The 17,545-nt window shown below is 66.8% G+C and carries 18 protein-coding genes and 1 tRNA gene; 14 read left to right on the top strand and 5 right to left on the bottom strand.

What is annotated here, in order from left to right; translation table 11 throughout:
- Positions 1–177 precede the first annotated feature (177 nt).
- Positions 178–837 carry a phosphate signaling complex PhoU family protein gene (gene phoU / locus ACYVDK_RS08610; protein WP_460520669.1) on the top strand — a complete coding sequence of 220 codons (660 nt, stop codon included), beginning with the start codon at positions 178–180 and terminating at the stop codon, positions 835–837.
- A gap of 263 nt (positions 838–1,100) precedes the next feature.
- On the opposite strand, the gene ACYVDK_RS08605 is transcribed toward phoU, so the two are convergent.
- The 4 genes from ACYVDK_RS08605 to ACYVDK_RS08590 form a co-directional block, all read right to left on the bottom strand.
- Complete coding sequence (locus ACYVDK_RS08605) at positions 1,101–1,859, bottom strand: 2,3-bisphosphoglycerate-dependent phosphoglycerate mutase (protein WP_460520667.1); 759 nt, start codon at positions 1,857–1,859, stop codon at positions 1,101–1,103.
- A gap of 90 nt (positions 1,860–1,949) precedes the next feature.
- Entirely contained in the window at positions 1,950–3,116 is a 1,167-nt protein-coding gene (ygfZ, locus tag ACYVDK_RS08600; protein ID WP_460520665.1) for a YgfZ/GcvT domain-containing protein, read from the bottom strand.
- Positions 3,113–3,793 carry a nitrobindin family protein gene (locus ACYVDK_RS08595; protein WP_460520774.1) on the bottom strand — a complete coding sequence of 227 codons (681 nt, stop codon included), beginning with the start codon at positions 3,791–3,793 and terminating at the stop codon, positions 3,113–3,115. Before ACYVDK_RS08595 ends, ygfZ begins: the two co-directional genes overlap by 4 nt.
- Before the next feature lie 236 nt (positions 3,794–4,029).
- Positions 4,030–4,311, bottom strand: coding sequence for a hypothetical protein (locus ACYVDK_RS08590; protein ID WP_460520663.1), 282 nt, complete (start codon positions 4,309–4,311; stop codon positions 4,030–4,032).
- Between the two features lie 61 nt (positions 4,312–4,372).
- Here ACYVDK_RS08590 and ACYVDK_RS08585 point away from each other — a divergent pair, with 61 nt between their 5' ends.
- The 8 genes from ACYVDK_RS08585 (at position 4,373) to pstB (ending at position 13,648) form a co-directional block, all read left to right on the top strand.
- Positions 4,373–5,041, top strand: coding sequence for a winged helix-turn-helix transcriptional regulator (locus ACYVDK_RS08585; protein ID WP_460520661.1), 669 nt, complete (start codon positions 4,373–4,375; stop codon positions 5,039–5,041).
- Between the two features lie 4 nt (positions 5,042–5,045).
- Positions 5,046–5,918, top strand: coding sequence for a mycothiol synthase (mshD, locus tag ACYVDK_RS08580; protein WP_460520659.1), 873 nt, complete (start codon positions 5,046–5,048; stop codon positions 5,916–5,918).
- Positions 5,919–6,121: 203 nt separating this feature from the next.
- A complete protein-coding gene (locus ACYVDK_RS08575; protein ID WP_460520657.1) occupies positions 6,122–8,302 on the top strand; it encodes a polyphosphate kinase in 2,181 nt (726 codons plus the stop codon).
- Entirely contained in the window at positions 8,299–9,243 is a 945-nt protein-coding gene (locus ACYVDK_RS08570) for an NUDIX hydrolase (protein WP_460520655.1), read from the top strand. The genes ACYVDK_RS08575 and ACYVDK_RS08570 overlap by 4 nt, the downstream gene beginning before the upstream one ends.
- Before the next feature lie 181 nt (positions 9,244–9,424).
- The gene (gene pstS / locus ACYVDK_RS08565; RefSeq protein WP_460520653.1) at positions 9,425–10,546 is read left to right on the top strand and encodes a phosphate ABC transporter substrate-binding protein PstS; all 1,122 of its coding nucleotides are present in this window, start codon (positions 9,425–9,427) and stop codon (positions 10,544–10,546) included.
- An 83-nt stretch (positions 10,547–10,629) separates the two neighbouring features.
- On the top strand, positions 10,630–11,703 hold the full coding sequence (gene pstC, locus ACYVDK_RS08560; protein WP_460520651.1) for a phosphate ABC transporter permease subunit PstC: 1,074 nt from the start codon (positions 10,630–10,632) through the stop codon (positions 11,701–11,703).
- Positions 11,700–12,836: a PstA family ABC transporter permease gene (gene pstA / locus ACYVDK_RS08555; protein WP_460520649.1), complete on the top strand. Its 1,137-nt coding sequence runs from the start codon at positions 11,700–11,702 to the stop codon at positions 12,834–12,836. Before pstC ends, pstA begins: the two co-directional genes overlap by 4 nt.
- A gap of 32 nt (positions 12,837–12,868) precedes the next feature.
- Complete coding sequence (gene pstB, locus ACYVDK_RS08550) at positions 12,869–13,648, top strand: phosphate ABC transporter ATP-binding protein (RefSeq protein WP_460520647.1); 780 nt, start codon at positions 12,869–12,871, stop codon at positions 13,646–13,648.
- A gap of 361 nt (positions 13,649–14,009) precedes the next feature.
- Here pstB and ACYVDK_RS08545 read toward each other — a convergent pair whose 3' ends face one another.
- Entirely contained in the window at positions 14,010–14,648 is a 639-nt protein-coding gene (locus ACYVDK_RS08545) for a DNA-directed RNA polymerase subunit beta (RefSeq protein ID WP_460520645.1), read from the bottom strand.
- A 25-nt stretch (positions 14,649–14,673) separates the two neighbouring features.
- Here ACYVDK_RS08545 and ACYVDK_RS08540 point away from each other — a divergent pair, with 25 nt between their 5' ends.
- The 5 genes from ACYVDK_RS08540 to ACYVDK_RS08520 all read left to right on the top strand — a co-directional run bounded on the left by ACYVDK_RS08540 (position 14,674) and on the right by ACYVDK_RS08520 (position 17,501).
- The gene (locus tag ACYVDK_RS08540; protein ID WP_460520643.1) at positions 14,674–14,808 is read left to right on the top strand and encodes a hypothetical protein; all 135 of its coding nucleotides are present in this window, start codon (positions 14,674–14,676) and stop codon (positions 14,806–14,808) included.
- Between the two features lie 79 nt (positions 14,809–14,887).
- Positions 14,888–14,960 (top strand) — tRNA-Lys (locus ACYVDK_RS08535).
- Between the two features lie 209 nt (positions 14,961–15,169).
- Complete coding sequence (locus ACYVDK_RS08530; protein ID WP_460520641.1) at positions 15,170–15,463, top strand: hypothetical protein; 294 nt, start codon at positions 15,170–15,172, stop codon at positions 15,461–15,463.
- Between the two features lie 99 nt (positions 15,464–15,562).
- On the top strand, positions 15,563–16,771 hold the full coding sequence (locus ACYVDK_RS08525) for an LLM class flavin-dependent oxidoreductase (RefSeq protein ID WP_460520639.1): 1,209 nt from the start codon (positions 15,563–15,565) through the stop codon (positions 16,769–16,771).
- A gap of 1 nt (position 16,772) precedes the next feature.
- The gene (locus ACYVDK_RS08520) at positions 16,773–17,501 is read left to right on the top strand and encodes an NADPH-dependent FMN reductase family protein (RefSeq protein ID WP_460520637.1); all 729 of its coding nucleotides are present in this window, start codon (positions 16,773–16,775) and stop codon (positions 17,499–17,501) included.
- The last annotated feature ends 44 nt before the right edge of the window (positions 17,502–17,545 follow it).

Below are 17,545 nucleotides of genomic sequence, written 5' to 3'. Positions count from 1 at the left end.
CGGGGCACCCCTGGTGGTTCCGGCCGCGGAACCCCCTGATGGGGCCCGATTCGCGCAATGTTCGGGCATCCGACACCGACCGTTAACCTGGCACGGAGAGCATGGCCCGACCCGGTGTGGCACGGACGACCGGAACGACCGGCCGCTCGGCACGCCGCCCAAGAGGATGGACAGTCAATGCGTGACGTTTTCCAGCACGAGATGCGCGAGGTGCAGGACCGCCTCGTCGAGATCGGCGAACTCGTCGTCGTCTCCATCCAGGGCGCCACGCAGGCGTTCAACAACGGGGACGTGGCGCTGGCCGAGACGGTCATCCAGAACGACCAGCGCATCGACGCGCTGACGGTCGTGCTCGACGAGCTCTCGATCCAGATCCTCGCCAGGCAGAACCCGGTCGCCAGAGATCTGCGCATCGTGGTGAGCGCACTCCGCATCAGCGCATCGCTGGAGCGAATGGGCGACATGGCGGAGCACATCGCCCAACTCGCGCGCTACCGTTTTCCGGACAAGGTCGTTCCGAAGAGCCTGCGCGGCACGTTCAAGGAAATGGGCCGCCTCGACGTGCTCATCGCCGAGCGTCTGGTCGAGCTGCTCCGCACGCAGGATCCGCGAGTGGCCGACGAGCTGCGCAACCAGGACGACGAGATCGACGAGCTGCACGCGAGCGTGTTCGACAAGGTGCTGGGCGAGACCTGGAAGGGCGCGACGGTCGACACGGTGGATGCCACGCTCGCGTCGCGCTACCACGAACGGTTCGCGGACCACGCCGTGTCGATCGCGAAGAAGGTGCAGTACCTCGTGACCGGGGACTGGGCGCCAGAGGTGTCCGCGGGCTGAGGTCGTGGGAGGTTGTGCGTTCGCGGGTTTCGACAGGCTCAACCCGCGGGAAGAGGGGCGACCGGCGGGAAGGCTCAACCCGCGGGAACACGCTGCGCACCAACCGGCGGGTTTCGACAGGCTCAACCCACGGGAAGAGGGTCGACCGGCGGGAAGAGGGTCGACCGGCGGGTTTCGACAGGCTCAACCGGCGGGAAGAGGGGCGACCGGCGGGAAGAGGGTCGACCGGCGGGTTTCGACAGGGGCGACCGGCGGGAAGAGGCTCAACCGGCGGTCGCGCCCTGGGCTGCTACCGCCGCGGCACCGGCCGCAGCAGCCTCCGGGTCGAGGTACTCGCCCGCACCGAGCGGCATGAAGTCGTCGCCGAGCCGGTAGACGAGCGGGATGCCGGTGGGGATGTTCAGCTCGGCGATCTCGTCGTCACCTACACCGTCGAGGTGCTTGACGAGCGCGCGCAACGAGTTGCCGTGCGCCGTGACGAGAACGGTCTTGTCGGCCGCAAGGTCGGGCACGATGTCGGAGTGCCAGTACGGCAGCATGCGCGCGATGACATCTTTCAGGCACTCCGTGCGCGGCAGCTCTTCGTTCGTCAGGTCGGCATAGCGCGGGTCGCCCACCTGCGACCACTCGGCGTCGTCGGCCAGCGAAGGCGGTGGAACATCGAATGAGCGGCGCCAGAGCATGAACTGCTCGTCGCCGTACTTCTCCTTGGTCTCCGCCTTGTCGAGGCCCTGAAGCGCACCGTAGTGCCGTTCGTTGAGGCGCCACGAACGGCGCACGGGGATCCACGGCCGGTCGGCCGCTTCGAGCGCAAGGTTCGCCGTCTGGATCGCCCTGTTGAGCACGGACGTGTGCAGCACGTCGGGCAGAAGCCCCTCCGATGCCAGCAGTTCCCCCGCATGCGCGGCCTCAGAACGTCCCTTCTCGGACAGTCGCACGTCGACCCAGCCGGTGAAGAGATTCTTCTGGTTCCACTCGCTCTCGCCGTGGCGCAGCAATATCAGGGTGTAGGGGGAGGGCATGCCTTCAAGCGTACCGGCAGCAGCAGCGCCGGGACGCGCGGCCGATGCTCGATGAGCGGTGTCTCCGGACCGCCCTATCGACCGACGGCCCTATCTCCTGACGGCGCCCAGCCGCGGGATGCGCGGCACGTGGGCTTCGGCGCCGGCATCCGTGGGCACGATGATCTCCTGGGCGGCCGCAACCGCTCCTTCGGACGTGCGCACGGTCAGGTCGATCGCCTGATCCGTCGAGCGCTTCACCACAGCGAGCGCGATCGGCCCGAGCTCGTGGTGCACCCCTGCAGACGTCACCCGCCCCACGACCAAGTCCCCGGCGAGCACGTCAGCGCCTGCCTGCACCTCGATGCCCTCCGAGCCATCCAGATGCAGGAACACGAGCCTGCGAGGCGGGTGTCCCAGGTTGTGCACCTTCGCGATGGTCTCCTGACCGCGATAGCAGCCCTTGTTCAGGTGCACTGCCGTACGCAACCAGTCGAGCTCGTGCGGAATGGTGCGCTCGTCGACCTCCGTGATCAGGCGTGGTCGCCATGCGGCGATGCGCAACGCTTCGGCCGCCATGGTGCCCGCCACATGCATCCGGTCGGATGCCGCCTGCTCTGCGAGCGCGTCGAGCGAGCCCCGCGGAACGAGCGTCTCCACCCAGCGGTATCCGGCACCAGGATGCTCCTGGCCGGCCTGCTCGGGGTGCGCGTACTGGTGACCGCCGGCGACGACGGCCGGCCACGGGTCGCACCACTGCAGGCGCACGCCGTTTTCCGACGCCGCAGCGGTCTCGAGGACGGAGGATGCCCGCGTCGCGGAGGCTCCGTCGCTCGGCCCCTCGAAACTGCCGACGGTGGCGAAGTCGCCCGTGCGGTCCACCGGCTCGACACGCAGCATGAAGCGCATCTTCTGCAGAAAGGCGAGCACGGCATCCGTGTCGGAGCGCTCGACGAGCAGCCAGGTCGTCTCGCCGTCGTCGACGACGTGCAGCGCGTGCTCGATGTGGCCGGCCGGATCGAGGAGCAGCGCCTCCGCAGACTCGCCAGGCGCGAGGCTTCGCAGCGACTGGCTGCTCATGGAGTCCAGCCAGCTGAGCCGGTCGCCTCCTGAGACCGCGATAACGCCGCGAGTGGAGAGGTCTACGACCGCGTCACCGCGCTGCAGTGCGCGCTGCTCGGTGAGTGGATTGCCGTAGTGCGCGGCGACACCGGCGTCGGCCGCCCCGTCGCCGGCCGCGACGGCGCCGGAGAGCGCGAGGAACGGCGAGGCGTTCATTCCGCGCCCGCTTCGGATGCGGGTACCGTGCCGGCCGGTATCGGGCCTGCACTCGTTTCCTCAGGCGGTGTCTCGGCCGCGAGATCGGTGCGGGCCAGCCGAGCCGATGCGTGGGTGCGCAGGTCCTGACCGAGGGCGGCGATGTCCCACGCCCAGAGCAGGTGCGATTCGACCAGGCCGTATAGGCGGGTCGCTGCCGAGTAGTCCTTCGCGCCGGAGGTGCGCAGCACGGCATCCGTCGCGAGGTCGATGCGAGGGCCCTTCACCCGTCCCACGTAGAGCTCGGAGATGCCGTCAGGGTGCAGGATCTGCGCCTCGATTTCGAATGCGCCCTCCGACGTGCGCAGCGTCTCGACCGAGCGCGCCGTGTCGAAGGGACGCGTGTTCGAACCGGGAAGGAGTCCCGGGCCGGCGTCTTCCGGCAGGAGCGTGCGGCTGAGCCGCCAATAGCCGAGCTCGGTCGCCAACGGCGTGCGTTGCTCATCGAGCATCCAGGTGTAGGAGCTGTAGTTCAGCGCCGGGAGCCCGTCGTGGCTGAAGCTGACGCGCTGTCCGAACTCGCGCTCGACGTGCTCATCGCCGATCGTGTAGTCGAGCACGCCGGTACCCTCCCAGACTCCGAGGAGCCACGAGAGTGGAACGAGTTCCGCGGGGAGCCCTTCGGGGATGGAGATCAGCGCTGGCCTCGGAACAGGTTGTAGACGACCAGAACCGAGACGCCGGCGATCGCCAGCACTGCCAGCGACAGCAGGCCGACGAACACGAGCTCGAGGGTGACAAGCATGTGCTTCAGTCTACGAGGTCGTCCGGCACACAACGCGCTCGTGAAGGCGGCGGCATGTACGCCGCCGGACCCAGCCGTGCATCCGGCCGACCGCGGTGCGCCCGGCGGGGACGCGCACACAAGACGGACTCAGCGATGCATCAGGGCGAGCACGAGCGTTGCGACCGCCAAGATGACGAACGACCCGGCCAGGCTGGTGCCCATCCGGATGACGAAGCCGCGCTTCTCCTGCGTGGCCAGCTGAATGCACATGGAGACGAGCACGGCGCCGGCCATCGCGATGCCGAGCCATCCGAGGTAGGCATGGGCGTCGGCGAAGACGCCGATCAGCACTGCAGCCGCCAGGGACGCGACCCAGACGCCCACGACCGAGGTCCACCGCATGGTCGGGGTGAGGGTTTCGCCGGTCACCCGACCATTCTCCCTCGCGACGATAGGATCGGGATACTTCTCAACCGGGCGGGAGGGTCGCGTGGCTCAACTGTTGGTGCTCACGCCCACGCCCGCGAACGAGGTGCTCGCCTCACTCGGATTGCTCTCCCATCGGGTGCGTCAGGTCGCAGCAGACACGTCGTCGTTGCTGAACGCGTCGTCGTGCGACCTCGTCTTCCTCGACGCACGACGCGACCTCGTAGGTGCGAAGGCGCTGTGCAAGATCCTCGCCACCACAGGCAACGCGGTGCCGGTCGTGCTCGTGCTCACCGAGGGCGGCCTCACCGCGGTGACGGCCGAGTGGGGAGCTGACGACGTAATTCTCGAGGGTGCCGGGCCCGCCGAAATCGACGCGCGCATCCGTCTGGCCGTCGAGCGCAGATCGAACGATCCGGCCCAGTCGAAGATCCAGGCATCCGGTGTGACGATCGACGAGGCCAGCTACTCCGCCAAGGTGCACGGCCGCCCGCTCGACCTCACCTTCAAGGAGTTCGAGCTGCTGCGGTTCCTCGCCACGCATCCGGCCCGGGTGTTCACACGCGAACAGCTGCTCAGCGAGGTGTGGGGCTACGACTACTTCGGCGGCACGCGCACTGTGGACGTGCATGTACGGCGGCTGCGCGCCAAGCTCGGCGACTCGGAGTCGCTGATCGGAACGGTGCGCAACGTGGGCTACCGGTTCAACGTCGTCGACGACGAGGATGTCTGAGCGCGTGTCGCCGAGCTCCGACGACGTCGCGGACGCCCTCACTGTGGCAGACGCCGCGCTGCGCCACGACGACACCGACCCGTTCAACGAGCAGACCAGGCTCGACCTCGCATCCGGGCGCCGGTCGGTTCGCGTCGGCCGGGACGGCGGCGTCGCGATCGCCGCGGCCGCATTCGGGAACGGTGAACTGGACCTCACCGTGCTGCCGGCGGCGCGCGGACGAGGTTTCGGAACCGCGATGCTGGATTCGCTGCTTCCCGAGCTGGAGCCGGACGTCACCGCGTGGTCGCACGGCGATCATCCGGCCGCGCGTGCCCTCGCTTCCGGCCACGGCTTCGACGTGGTGCGCACCCTGCTGCGGCTGCGGCTGCCCTCCCTGCTCACGGTCGGTGACGGCGGGTCCACGGGCGCGGGCGCTGCGATGTCGACCAGCGGCATCCGCATCGCGGAGTTCGACCCCGACGCGGATGCCTCCGACTGGCTCGCGCTGAACGCACGGGCGTTCGCATCGCATCCTGAGCAGGGCAGCACGAGCGCCGACGACCTCGCCGAGCGGGAGGCGGAACCCTGGTTCGACCCGGCGGACTTTCTCGTGGCGAAGGACTCCGCAGGCCGCATGCTCGGCTTCCACTGGATGAAGCTTCAGCCGCACGCCGCAGAGGGCGAGGTGTACGTGCTGGGCGTGGATCCGGACGCCGCGAGCCGCGGCCTCGGCAAGCTCCTGCTCGCGGAGGGCCTTCGGAGGATGCGCGCGAAGGGCCGCACCGAGGCGTCCCTGTACGTGGAGGGCGACAACCACCCGGCCCTGGCCCTGTACCGCCGCTTCGGCTTCATCGAAGACGCCGTCGATGTGCAATACAGGCGCACCGCGGGTTGAGCCGACCCCGGACCCGCTGGTTGAGCTTGTCGAAACCAGGAGTGCAAAGAGGTTTCGACAAGCTCAACCGGCGGAGGACCAAGCTCAACCGGCGGAGGGAGCAAGCTCAACCGACGGCTGAGGCACGCTGACCGGCGGCCGAGGCAAGCCCGACCGTCGGCAAAAGCAAGCTCAACCGACGGCGGGTTTGTCATGATGAGGGGATGGACGGCGAAGACACCATGATCGGCACCGGGCTGAGCCCGGAGTTCGACGACGATTTCGAGCAGCCGTGGAACCCCGAGATCGATCCGAGCCTGCCGCCGGACCGCTACCTCGACCGGGAGCTGAGCTGGCTGGCTTTCAATCAGCGCGTGCTCGAGCTCGCCGAGGACCCGCTCATCCCGGTGCTGGAGCGGGCCAACTTCGCCGCGATCTTCGCCACCAACCTCGACGAGTTCTTCATGGTGCGCGTCGCGGGTCTCAAGCGGCGCATCCTCACAGGGCTCGCCGTGCAGACGAACACCGGCCGCGCTCCGGTGGACGTGCTCGCAGACATCTCGGAGAAGGCGCATGAGCTGCAGGTGCGGCACGCCCGGGCATACCACGACGGCGTGATGCCCGCGCTTGCCGAAGCCGGCATCTCGATCGCGACCTGGGACAGCCTCGACGACGCCGACCGTGAGCAGATGCGCGAGATCTTCTCCCGGCAGATCTTCCCCGTGCTGATGCCGCTGGCGGTCGATCCCGCGCATCCGTTCCCCTACATCTCGGGGCTCTCTTTGAATCTGGCGATCCGGGTGCGCAACTCGAAGACGGAAAAGGAGCAGTTCGCCCGGCTCAAGGTTCCGACGATGTTGCCCCGATTCGTGCGCATCGACCAGCGCGAGTCGATCGGGCAGATGCGCTTCATCATGCTCGAAGACCTGATCGCCCACCATCTGGGCGACCTGTTCCCCGGCATGGAGGTGCTGGCACACCACGTGTTCCGCGTGACGCGGAACGAGGATGTCGAGGTCGACGAGGACGAGACCGAGAACCTCATCCAGGCGCTGGAGCGCGAGTTGCTGCGCCGCCGGTTCGGGCCGCCGATCCGGCTCGAGGTGTCGCAGGATATGGATCCGATCACGCTCGACCTGCTCGTGCGGGAACTCGACATCACCGAGCAGGGGGTCTATCGGCTGCCGGCCCCGCTCGACCTCGGCGGGCTGTTCGAGCTCAGCCGTATCGAGCGTCCCGAACTGCACTATCCGAACCACGTGCCGACGACACCGGCCCAGCTGATGCCTCGCGAGCCCAACGCGAAACCGGATGTCTTCGCGTCTATCGCGCGCGGCAACATCCTTCTGCACCACCCGTACGAGTCGTTCGCGACCAGTGTTCAGGCGTTCCTGGAGCAGGCGGCCCGCGATCCGCACGTGCTGGCCATCAAGCAGACGCTGTATCGAACGAGCGGCGACAGTCCCATCGTGGAGGCGTTGATCGACGCCGCCGAACGCGGCAAACAGGTGCTCGCGCTGGTGGAGATCAAGGCGCGGTTCGACGAGCAGGCGAACATCGAGTGGGCGCGCAAGCTCGAGAAGTCGGGCGTTCACGTGGTGTACGGCCTTGTCGGCCTGAAGACGCATTGCAAGCTCGCGCTCGTGGTGCGCGAAGAGAACGGAGTGCTGCGGCACTACAGCCACATCGGCACCGGAAACTACAACCCGAAGACGTCGCGCATCTACGAGGATCTCGGCCTGCTCACCGCCGATGATCAGGTGGGCAAGGACCTCACGCGGCTCTTCAACGAGCTCTCCGGCTATGCCATCGAGAAGAAGTTCAAACGGCTGCTCGTCGCCCCGCTGCACCTGCGCAAGGGGCTCATCAAGGCGATCGAGAACGAACGCGCCAACGCGGAGGCGGGGCGCCCCAGCGGCATCCGCATCAAGGTGAACTCGATCGTCGACGAGGCCATCATCGACTCGCTCTACCGCGCGAGCCGCGCCGGAGTTCCCGTGGACCTGTGGGTGCGTGGCATCTGCGGGCTGAAGTCCGCACAGGAGGGGTACAGCGCGAACATCCGGGTGCGATCCATCCTCGGCCGATACCTGGAGCACTCCCGCATCTTCGCCTTCGAGAACGACGGGGACCCGCAGGTGTACATCGGCAGCGCCGACATGATGCACCGCAACCTGGACCGCAGGGTGGAGACGCTCGTGCGCCTCGTGGACCCCGCGCACATCGCCGAACTCTACGACCTTTTCGATCGCGCGATGGACGAACGCACGTCGTCGTGGTGGCTGACCTCGGACGGCAGCTGGGTGCGGCACAGCCTCGACGAGAATGGACAGCCGCTCGACGATCTGCAGAATAGGCTCATGCAGGTGATCTCGCACCGACAGCGTTCGGGCAGCCGCCGGTGACCGACACGGTCATCTACGCCGGTGGTGCGGTCTGCTGGCGCATCATCGACGGCACCCCGCACATCCTGGTCGTGCACCGGGCGAAGTACGCCGACGTGACCCTGCCCAAAGGCAAGGTCGACCCCGGCGAGTCGCTTCCCCAGGCCGCGCAGCGCGAGGTTCTCGAGGAGACCGGTCTGAAGGTGACGCTCGGCGTGCCGCTCGGCGTCACGAACTACGTGATCTCCAGCGGACGCGAGAAGTTCGTGCACTACTGGGCCGCTGAAGTGAGCGAGAAGGCCGTGCACGCCTCCACGTTCGTGCCGAACGATGAGATCGCCGCCATCGAGTGGGTACCTCTGAAGCGCACCCGCAAGTACCTCAGCTACGAGCGCGACGCGGAGATCGTCGCACAGTGGGCCGCCCTCTTCGACGAGGGCGTGACGAAGACGTTCGCCCTCGTGGTGCTGCGGCATGCCAAGGCCATCTCCCGGTCCCGCTGGAGTGGCACGGATGCCCTGCGCCCGCTCACCAAGGTCGGTGTGCAACAGGCCACCAGCAACGTGCCCACCATCGCGGCGTGGGGACCGAAGCGCATCGTCACCTCCTCGGCCGTACGGTGCGTCGCCACCGTCGCACCACTGGCCGCCGCCTTCGGGGTGACCGCCAGGAGAACCGACGTGCTCTCGCAGGATGCCTGGGAATCGGGCACGTCGACGGCCGGCATCCGTGAGGTGGTCGGCAAGCGCGTACGTGCTCTCAGAACCGCGGTGCTCTGCAGCCACGGTCCGGTCATTCCCGACGTGCTGCGCGAGATCGCCCTTGCGACAGGCACCACGATGGGCAGCTACATCAGAGATGCCGCTGCGCTCGAGGTGGGCGAGTACTCCGTCGTGCACCTGTCGAAGAGCAACCCGGCATCCGGCATCATCGCGATCGAGACGCACAGCCCTCGGCATTAGCCGTACGAAGCTGTTCACCTGCCGTTCACCACGAGGCGGGATTCTGGTCACGCCCCGCGCATACCGTCGCTGACGGGCCGACTCCTCGGCCCGAGCCACGGGCCAAGGATGCACGCTCGCCCTGCAGGAGGCATGCGGGTGTGCGGCTGCCCGACAGCCACCCACATCCGAAGGGAACACAGTGAAGTTCAAGAATGCAGCCGCAGTCGGCGCCGTCGCGCTGGCGTCGGCGCTCGCGCTCACCGCCTGCTCCGGCAACGGCGGCGACCCGGGCAGCACCAGCTCTTCCACCGCCTCCGCATCGGCGGACTACAGCTCGCTCTCCGGCACGATCACCGCGGGCGGCTCGAGTGCCCAGGCCAACGTTCAGGCAGCGTGGACCGCCGCGTTCCAGGCACAAGCGAGCGGGGTCAAGGTCAACTACGACAAGTCGCAGGGCTCCGGCGGCGGCGTCACCAACTGGCTCAATGGCAGCTACGACTTCGCGGGGTCCGATGCAGCCCTCTCCGCCGAACAGTTCGCGCAGGCGAAGAAGACGTGCGGGCCTGACGGCGCTGTGAACATTCCTGTCTATCTCTCGGGCGTCTCGATCGTCTACAAACTCGACGGAGTGTCGAGCCTGAACCTCGATGCCAAGTCGATCGCGTCGATCTTCGCCGGCAAGATCACCACCTGGAACGACCCGGCGATCAAAGCCCTCAACAGCGGGGTGAACCTCCCGGCCATTCCGATTTCGGTCGTTCACCGGTCCGACGGTTCCGGAACGACCGCGAACTTCACCACGTATCTTCACCAGCAGGCCCCGGCCGTGTGGGCCTGGGATGCCAGCACCGCATGGCCGAACAATGTCGGCAGCGGGCAGCAGGGCGGCTCGGGAGTCGTGAACACCGTCGAGGCGGGAACCGGCACGATCGGTTATGCAGACCAGAGCTCCATCGGCAAGGCGACACAGGCCTCGATCGAGGTCGGCTCTAGCGGCAAGTTCGTGCAGTACAGCGAGGCCGCTGCCACCAAGTCCCTCGCCCAGTCCGGTCAGATCACACCGCAGGGCGTAGACGATCTCACGGTGACCCTCGACACGACGAAGATCACCGACACGACGGCCTACCCGATTCCGCTCCTCTCGTACGACATCCTCTGCAAGAAGTTCAAGAGTGCCGACCAGAGCAAGATAACGGCCGCCTACCTCGGCTTCGTGGTGAGCAAGACCGGTCAGGAGATCGGCGCGAAGAACGCCGGCGCTGCGCCACTGCCGGACTCGTTCCTCACCAAGGCCGCCAAGACGCTCGCCGCCGTGAAGTAGCCGCAACCTGCGAAACGCGACAACCGGCATCCGACCGTTTCCGGCTCACCGTCAGGAAGAGTGAAGTGACAGACAATACCGCTGTGCGATCACCACTGACGAACGTGCCCGAGAAGCGGTCGGATGCCGGTGAGAGGCGCCCCGAGCCGCCGCGTTCTTCTTCTCGGGGGTCGAAGGCGGAATCGCGGCCGGCCGACCGAATCTTCCGCTTCCTGAGCACGGGATCCGCCGCCCTGATCATGGTCATCCTGGCCGGAGTGGCGATCTTCCTGATCATCAAGGCGGGGCCGGCCATCGTCGCGAACTGGACGACGAGTCCCGATCTGACCCACGGCACGACGCAGGGGCATTCGTCGTTCTGGGCCTATGTCGGCCCGCTCGTCTGGGGCACGCTCTTCTCGGCGCTCATCGCACTCGTGCTCGGCACACCTGTCGCCATCGGCATCGCGCTGTTCATCTCGCACTATGCGCCCCGTCGGCTGGCGAGTGTGCTCGGCTATCTCGTCGATCTGCTCGCCGCAGTGCCTTCGGTCGTGTTCGGCCTCTGGGGCATCTTCATCATCAGACCGTTCATCATCCCGTTCCAGGATTGGCTGAGCCAGTACCTCGGCTGGATCCCCCTGTTCGCAGGCCCCGTGTCGCGTACCGGTTCGACCATGCTCGCCGGCGGCATCGTGCTGGCCGTGATGATCCTGCCGATCATCACGTCGATCTCGCGCGAGATCTTCCTGCAGACCCCTCGCCTGCACGAGGAGGCGGCGCTCGCACTCGGCTCCACCCGGTGGGAGATGATCCGGCTCGCCGTGTTCCCCTACGCTTCCAGCGGCATCGTCAGCGCCACCCTCCTCGGGCTCGGCCGTGCGCTGGGCGAGACCATGGCGATCGCGATGATCGTTTCGCCGTCGCTGCTCTTCTCGGTGCACGTCATCACCGACACCATGAACTCGCAGACCATCGCCGCGAATATCGCCAGCAACTTTCCCGAGTCGAACACGATGCAGCGGGACGCCCTGATCGCCACAGGTCTCGCCCTCTTCGTCATCTCGTTCGGCGTGAACTTCCTCGCGCGCTGGATCGTTGCCCGCACCGGAGCGGGCAACCGCCGCCGCTTGAAGCGCGCAGCCGCACAGGCCGCCAAGGAGGCCGCTGAAGCATGACCGTCACCGTCGTGCGAAACCGCCGCAGCCCGCATGGGCCGGTGCAGAACGGCCGCAGCCCGCGCGGGCCGGTGCCGAACGCGCTCACCTCAGGGCAATTGCCGCGCTTCGCCGAGCTCTACACGCTGGCCGGCGCGCTCGCGGTGAGTGCCGCAGTGCTGGCGATGACCGGATTCAGCATCGTCGGTTGGCTGGTGTTGAGCGCGGCGGTCTATCTGGTGGGGTTGGGCATCCTCTCCACCGTCGTCGAGAACCGACGCAAGGCCACCGATAGGGTCGTACGCGGACTGGTGACTATCGCGTTCCTGCTCGCGCTCATCCCGCTGATCTCCACGCTCGTCACGGTGGTCGTCGGCGGCGCCCCGGCGCTCACCTGGGACTTCATCACGAAGACCGGCGGGAGCGTTTTCGATCCGAAGACGCTCAAAGTCACGGTGGTCGCCGGCGCCTGGCAGGCCATCGTCGGCACGCTCGTGATCACCGGGATCGCGGCGCTCATCTCGATACCGATCGGTATCATGGCCGCGATCTACCTGGTGGAGTACGCGCAGCCGAAGCAGTGGATGGCCCGCGCCGTGACGTTCCTGGTCGACGTGATGACCGGCATACCGTCGATCGTCGCCGGCCTGTTCGCGTTCTCTCTTTTCACGCTGATCATGGGTCCGAAGGCGTTCAGCGGATTCTCGGCGTCGGTGGCGCTGTCTGTGCTGATGATCCCGATCGTGATCAGGTCGACAGAAGAGATGCTGAAGCTCGTACCCGATGAGCTGCGGGAGGCGTCGTTCGCGCTCGGGGTGACGAAGTTCGCCACGATCGTGCGCATCGTGCTGCCGACCGCCATCGCCGGCATCATCACCGGCGTGATGCTGGCCATAGCGCGCGTGATCGGCGAGACCGCGCCGATCTTCATCGCGGCGAGCTTCACCGACAACTTCAACGCGAATCCGTTCAGCGGAGCGATGCAGTCCCTCGCGGTGATGGTCTACACGGACTGGAAGTTCCCCTCTCAAGACATCGCGTCGTCGTACCAGTCAGCATGGGGCGCTGCACTGCTTCTGGTCATCCTCGTCGTCATTCTGAACCTCATCGCCCGCATCGTCGCCAAGGTCTTCTCCCCCAAGGGACTGCGTTAGCAGCGGCCGGTGGGATCCGAACAGGAGCAATCGTGTCCAAGCGCATCAATGTGAACGACCTCAACGTGTACTACGGCGACTTCCTCGCCGTCGAGGGCGTGAGCATGACGATCGAGCCGCGCACCGTTACGGCGTTCATCGGGCCGAGCGGATGCGGCAAGTCCACGTTCTTACGCACCCTGAACCGCATGCACGAGGTGATCCCCGGCGCGCACGTCGAAGGCGAGGTGTTCATCGACGGCGACAACCTCTACGCACCGGGTGTCGACCCTGTGCTGGTGCGGCGACAGGTGGGCATGGTGTTCCAGCGGGCGAACCCGTTCCCCACGATGTCGATCCGCGACAACGTGCTGGCCGGCGTCAAGCTGAACAACCGGCGGATGTCGAAGTCCGACCAGGACGGGCTCGTCGAGCAGTCCCTCCGCGGAGCGAATCTGTGGAACGAGGTCAAGGACCGCCTTCATCTGCCCGGTTCCGGCCTCTCGGGCGGTCAGCAGCAGCGTCTGTGCATCGCGCGGGCGATCGCGGTCTCCCCGGACATCCTGCTCATGGACGAGCCGTGCTCGGCCCTCGACCCGATCTCGACGCTCGCCATCGAGGACCTCATCGAGGAGCTGAAGACGGAGTACACGATCGTCATCGTCACGCACAACATGCAGCAGGCGACGCGCGTCTCCGACCGTACGGCGTTCTTCAACATCGCAGGAACGGGCAAGCCCGGCCGACTCATCGAGTACGACGACACGGCGACGATCTTCACGAAGCCGTCGGTGCAGGCGACCGAGGACTACGTGTCCGGTCGCTTCGGGTAGCTCGGGCGGGGTTTCGAGTCGGGCAGGGTTTCGAGTCGTGGCGGGGTTTCGAGTCGGGCGGGGTTTCGAGTCGGGCAGGGTTTCGAGTCGTGGCGGGGTTTCGAGTCGGGCGGGGTTTCGAGTCGGGCAGGGTTTCGACAAGCTCAACCAACGGGGGGGGCGGCGGGCGGAAACCAACGGGAGGCGGGGGGATGCCAGCGGTGAAACACGAGAACGCCGGGCCGCGGAACGCCTCTCGGCGCGAGGCCGCTCGGAGCGGCGAATGATGGAGCCCGGGGTTACCGCGGCCCGGCCATATGAGTGTAACGAACTGGTGCGAGGGCTATTCCCTGCGGTTCCCGCGGCAGCCCTGGCCCGACGCTCACTCCAGCGAATCGCTGCGCCATAGCCTCGCAGCAGCGGTGAGTTCCGACGCGAACTCCGAGAACCGCAGAGCGCGTCTGGTCAGCACCGTCGCACGCGCCGGCTCCGTGGGCTCCGCGTCATCGGCCAGGCTCGTGCATCCGGACGCGCTGACCCGACAGAACGCGGCTGCGCGCTCGAGCGCGACGGCGAAGTCACCCTCGAATACGCCGCGCAGGATGCGATCGGCCATGTCGATGATCTCGCTCGGTCCGGTCGGAGCCTCGGCTCCCGCGACCACGGGATCGATCGACTGCAGCACGTCGGTTCCGCGCTGGTACTGCAGGCTCGCCGCGTGCGGATCCTCGCGGATCGCGAGCCGCAGCAGGTAGATGCGCCACAGAGCGCCGGGTAACGTGTGCGCCCTCGCCCGCGACCACAGCTCGGCGATCGCGTCGATGCCGTTGTCGTCGGTGTAGGAGACCAGGCGAGAGACGATCTCCGGATCCGGATGCCTGCGCACCCGCTCCAGAAGCGCCGCCGCCGTCTCGTGCGCCACCCTGCTCGTCTGCGCCGGGTCGTCTGCACCGTGCAGGTCGTCGAACCGGAAGCCGGGAAGCTTCGTCGGCTTGTGATACGGGCGGCTCGAATCGGTCACCCCTCAAGGATTCCGCATCTGCCGCGTGGACGCAGCCGAAGCGTGCGCGGCACTCGCCTGCAAAGTCCACGCACAGCATCTCTGGCTGGGAATCGTCCTGCTGCTCCTGGCGATCATCGTCTGGATCATCCGGGCACTGACCGGGGGCCGGCGCGTCTGACTGTTTCTGCGTCGCGTCGCGCTCCCCACGACTCGAGCGGCCCGCGAGCGGCTCGTCCGCCAGGTAGATTGGTGTGCGCGCGCCTGTAGCTCAGTTGGTAGAGCATCGGACTTTTAATCCGCGGGTCGTGGGTTCGAGCCCCACCGGGCGCACCGGCATCTCAATCTCGGCGTCCCCAACGTGAAGGTTCTGGAGAAACACACCGGGAACACATCCCGCTTCATAGACGTGCTGCAAAATGCGTATTTTGCAGCACATGCGAGAACTGACATCCTCCTGGGTCGCCCGGCATTGGGCAGCGGCAACGAGCATCGCGGCTCGAGAGCCCGTCCTCGTCCGCCACCACGGTAGGAGCAATGTGATGATCATCGATGAGCGCCTTGGCGAGGAGTTCTTCACGTGGTTCGCGGACCAGAGTTCGCGCCCGCATGCAGTGCCGCCGGAGCAGAGCATCGCTCACGAATATGCCGAGAATCACGATCGCGAGCTCGTGAAACTTCTCGATGCAAAGTTCAGCGTTCGTATTCCACAGCAATGGACCGAAGCACATCTGGCTATAGCTGTCGGCGACGTCCCGGACGATCGAGCGGCGCTTCATGCGATCGCTGACGAGTACGCCGACGTGGAGACGCCGTGGTGGTACGAGCCGTCTTGAGCCGGGAATGATTGCAAGGGATGACGCGTTCAGTATCTATGCAAACGCATACATCGACATAAGGGCCGGGCGACCGGCCACCCGGAGGGGGTCATCCTGATGCAGTTCGGCATCTTCTCGGTCAGTGACATCACGCGCGACCCGACGACGGGCACCACGCCCAGCGAGGCCGAGCGCATCGACGCCGTCGTACAGATGGCGGTCAAGGCCGAAGAGGTGGGCCTGGATGTCTTCGCCGTCGGCGAGCACCACAACCCGCCGTTCTTCTCCTCATCCCCCACGACGCTGCTGTCGCACATCGCGGCGTTGACGAAGCGGCTGATCGTGACGACCTCCACGACGCTCATCACGACGAACGATCCCGTGCGCGTCGCGGAGGAGTATGCGATGCTGCAGCACCTCTCGAAGGGCCGAATGGACCTCATGCTCGGCCGCGGCAACACCGCGCCCGTGTACCCGTGGTTCGGTCAGGACATCCGCCAGGGCCTCCCGCTCGCACTCGAGCATTACAACCTGCTGCACCGGCTCTGGCGCGAGGACGTCGTGGACTGGGAAGGACACTTCCGTACGCCGCTCCAGGGATTCACCTCGACCCCGCGTCCGCTCGACGACGTGCCGCCTTTCGTGTGGCACGGATCGATCCGCACCCCTGAGATCGCCGAACAGGCCGCTTACTACGGCGACGGATTCTTCGCCAACCACATCTTCTGGCCCAAGGAACACACGCAGCGCATGGTGGAGTTCTACCGCCAGCGCTTCGAGCACTACGGCCACGGAAGCGCCAAGCAGGCGATCGTAGGGCTCGGCGGCCAGACGTACATCGCGAAGACCTCGCAAGATGCCCGTGACGAGTTCCGCCCCTACTTCAACGAATCCCCGGTGTACGGAAACGGCCCGTCGATGGAGCAGTTCACCGAGAGCACCCCGCTCACGGTGGGATCTCCCCAGGAGATCATCGACAAGACGTTGAGCTTCCGGGACTACGTCGGCGACTACCAGCGTCAGCTCTTCCTCGTCGATCACGCCGGCCTGCCGCTCGGCAAGGTTCTCGACCAGCTCGAACTGCTCGGTGGTGAGGTGATTCCGGTGCTGCGGCGCGAATTCGAGTCATTGCGCGACCCCGAGGTTCCGGATGTCCCGACTCACGCGAGCCTCGTGAAGGCCAAGTACGGAGACGCCGAGCCGCGGCAGCCCCGGCCGAATGCGAACCGCGGCGACAACGTGACCGGCGGCTCCCCCTACCAGGACACCGACGCCGTAGCGGCACAACGCGACAGCGACCCGGTGGCACCGTTCGAGGAGAACTGAGATGGCGTATCCCGACGACGCCCGGCAGGCGCAGACCTTTCGCCTCGCGGTCGTGAACGCGGGGATCAGCGATCCGTCTTCCACGAAGCTGCTCGGCGACCGCATCGCTCAGGCGGTGCGTGTGACCGCGGAGCGCCGCGGACACACGGTGCAGATCACCACGGTGGATCTGCGGGACCTGCTGCCCGAGCTGCCGGGCGCGTTGGCATCCGGCCTGCTGGGGCCGCGATTCACGGCCGCGGTCGATGCGCTGCGCGAGGCGGACGGCATCGTGGCGAGCACTCCGGTGTACAAGGCCGGGCCGAGCGGGCTGTTCGGCTCGTTCTTCCAGGTACTCGACAACGATCTGCTGATCGCCAAGCCCGTCGCGCTCGCGGCCACCGCGGGAACAGCACGTCACGCTCTCGTCGTCGACGAACAGATGCGGTCGCTCTTCGCCTACCTGCGGGCCCTCAGCGTTCCCACTTCAGTGTTCGCGGCGACCGAGGACTGGCAGGACAAGGCGCTCGGCTCCCGCATCGACCGTGCTGCTTTCGAGCTGCTGCTGCTCATGGAGAGCGGGTTCGAACGCGAGGTGCGCGGCGAGGGCTGGCGAAGCTATCAGCACGAGTACGGCAGCGCGGGCGGTACAGAGCTGACGATCGATCTGAACAGCGACCTCATGAAGCTGGCGACCGGCGGTTCGCTCAGGCCGCGCAACTCGGTGATCGAAGGCATCGACGAGGGCTGACATGGCGCGGCCGAGGGCCGCAGCACCGACCGCGACGTCGGGCG

Source organism: Humibacter antri (assembly GCF_054777235.1).
The sequence above is the reverse complement of the archived record's forward strand: the minus strand, read 5'-3'. Positions and strand labels throughout refer to the sequence as shown.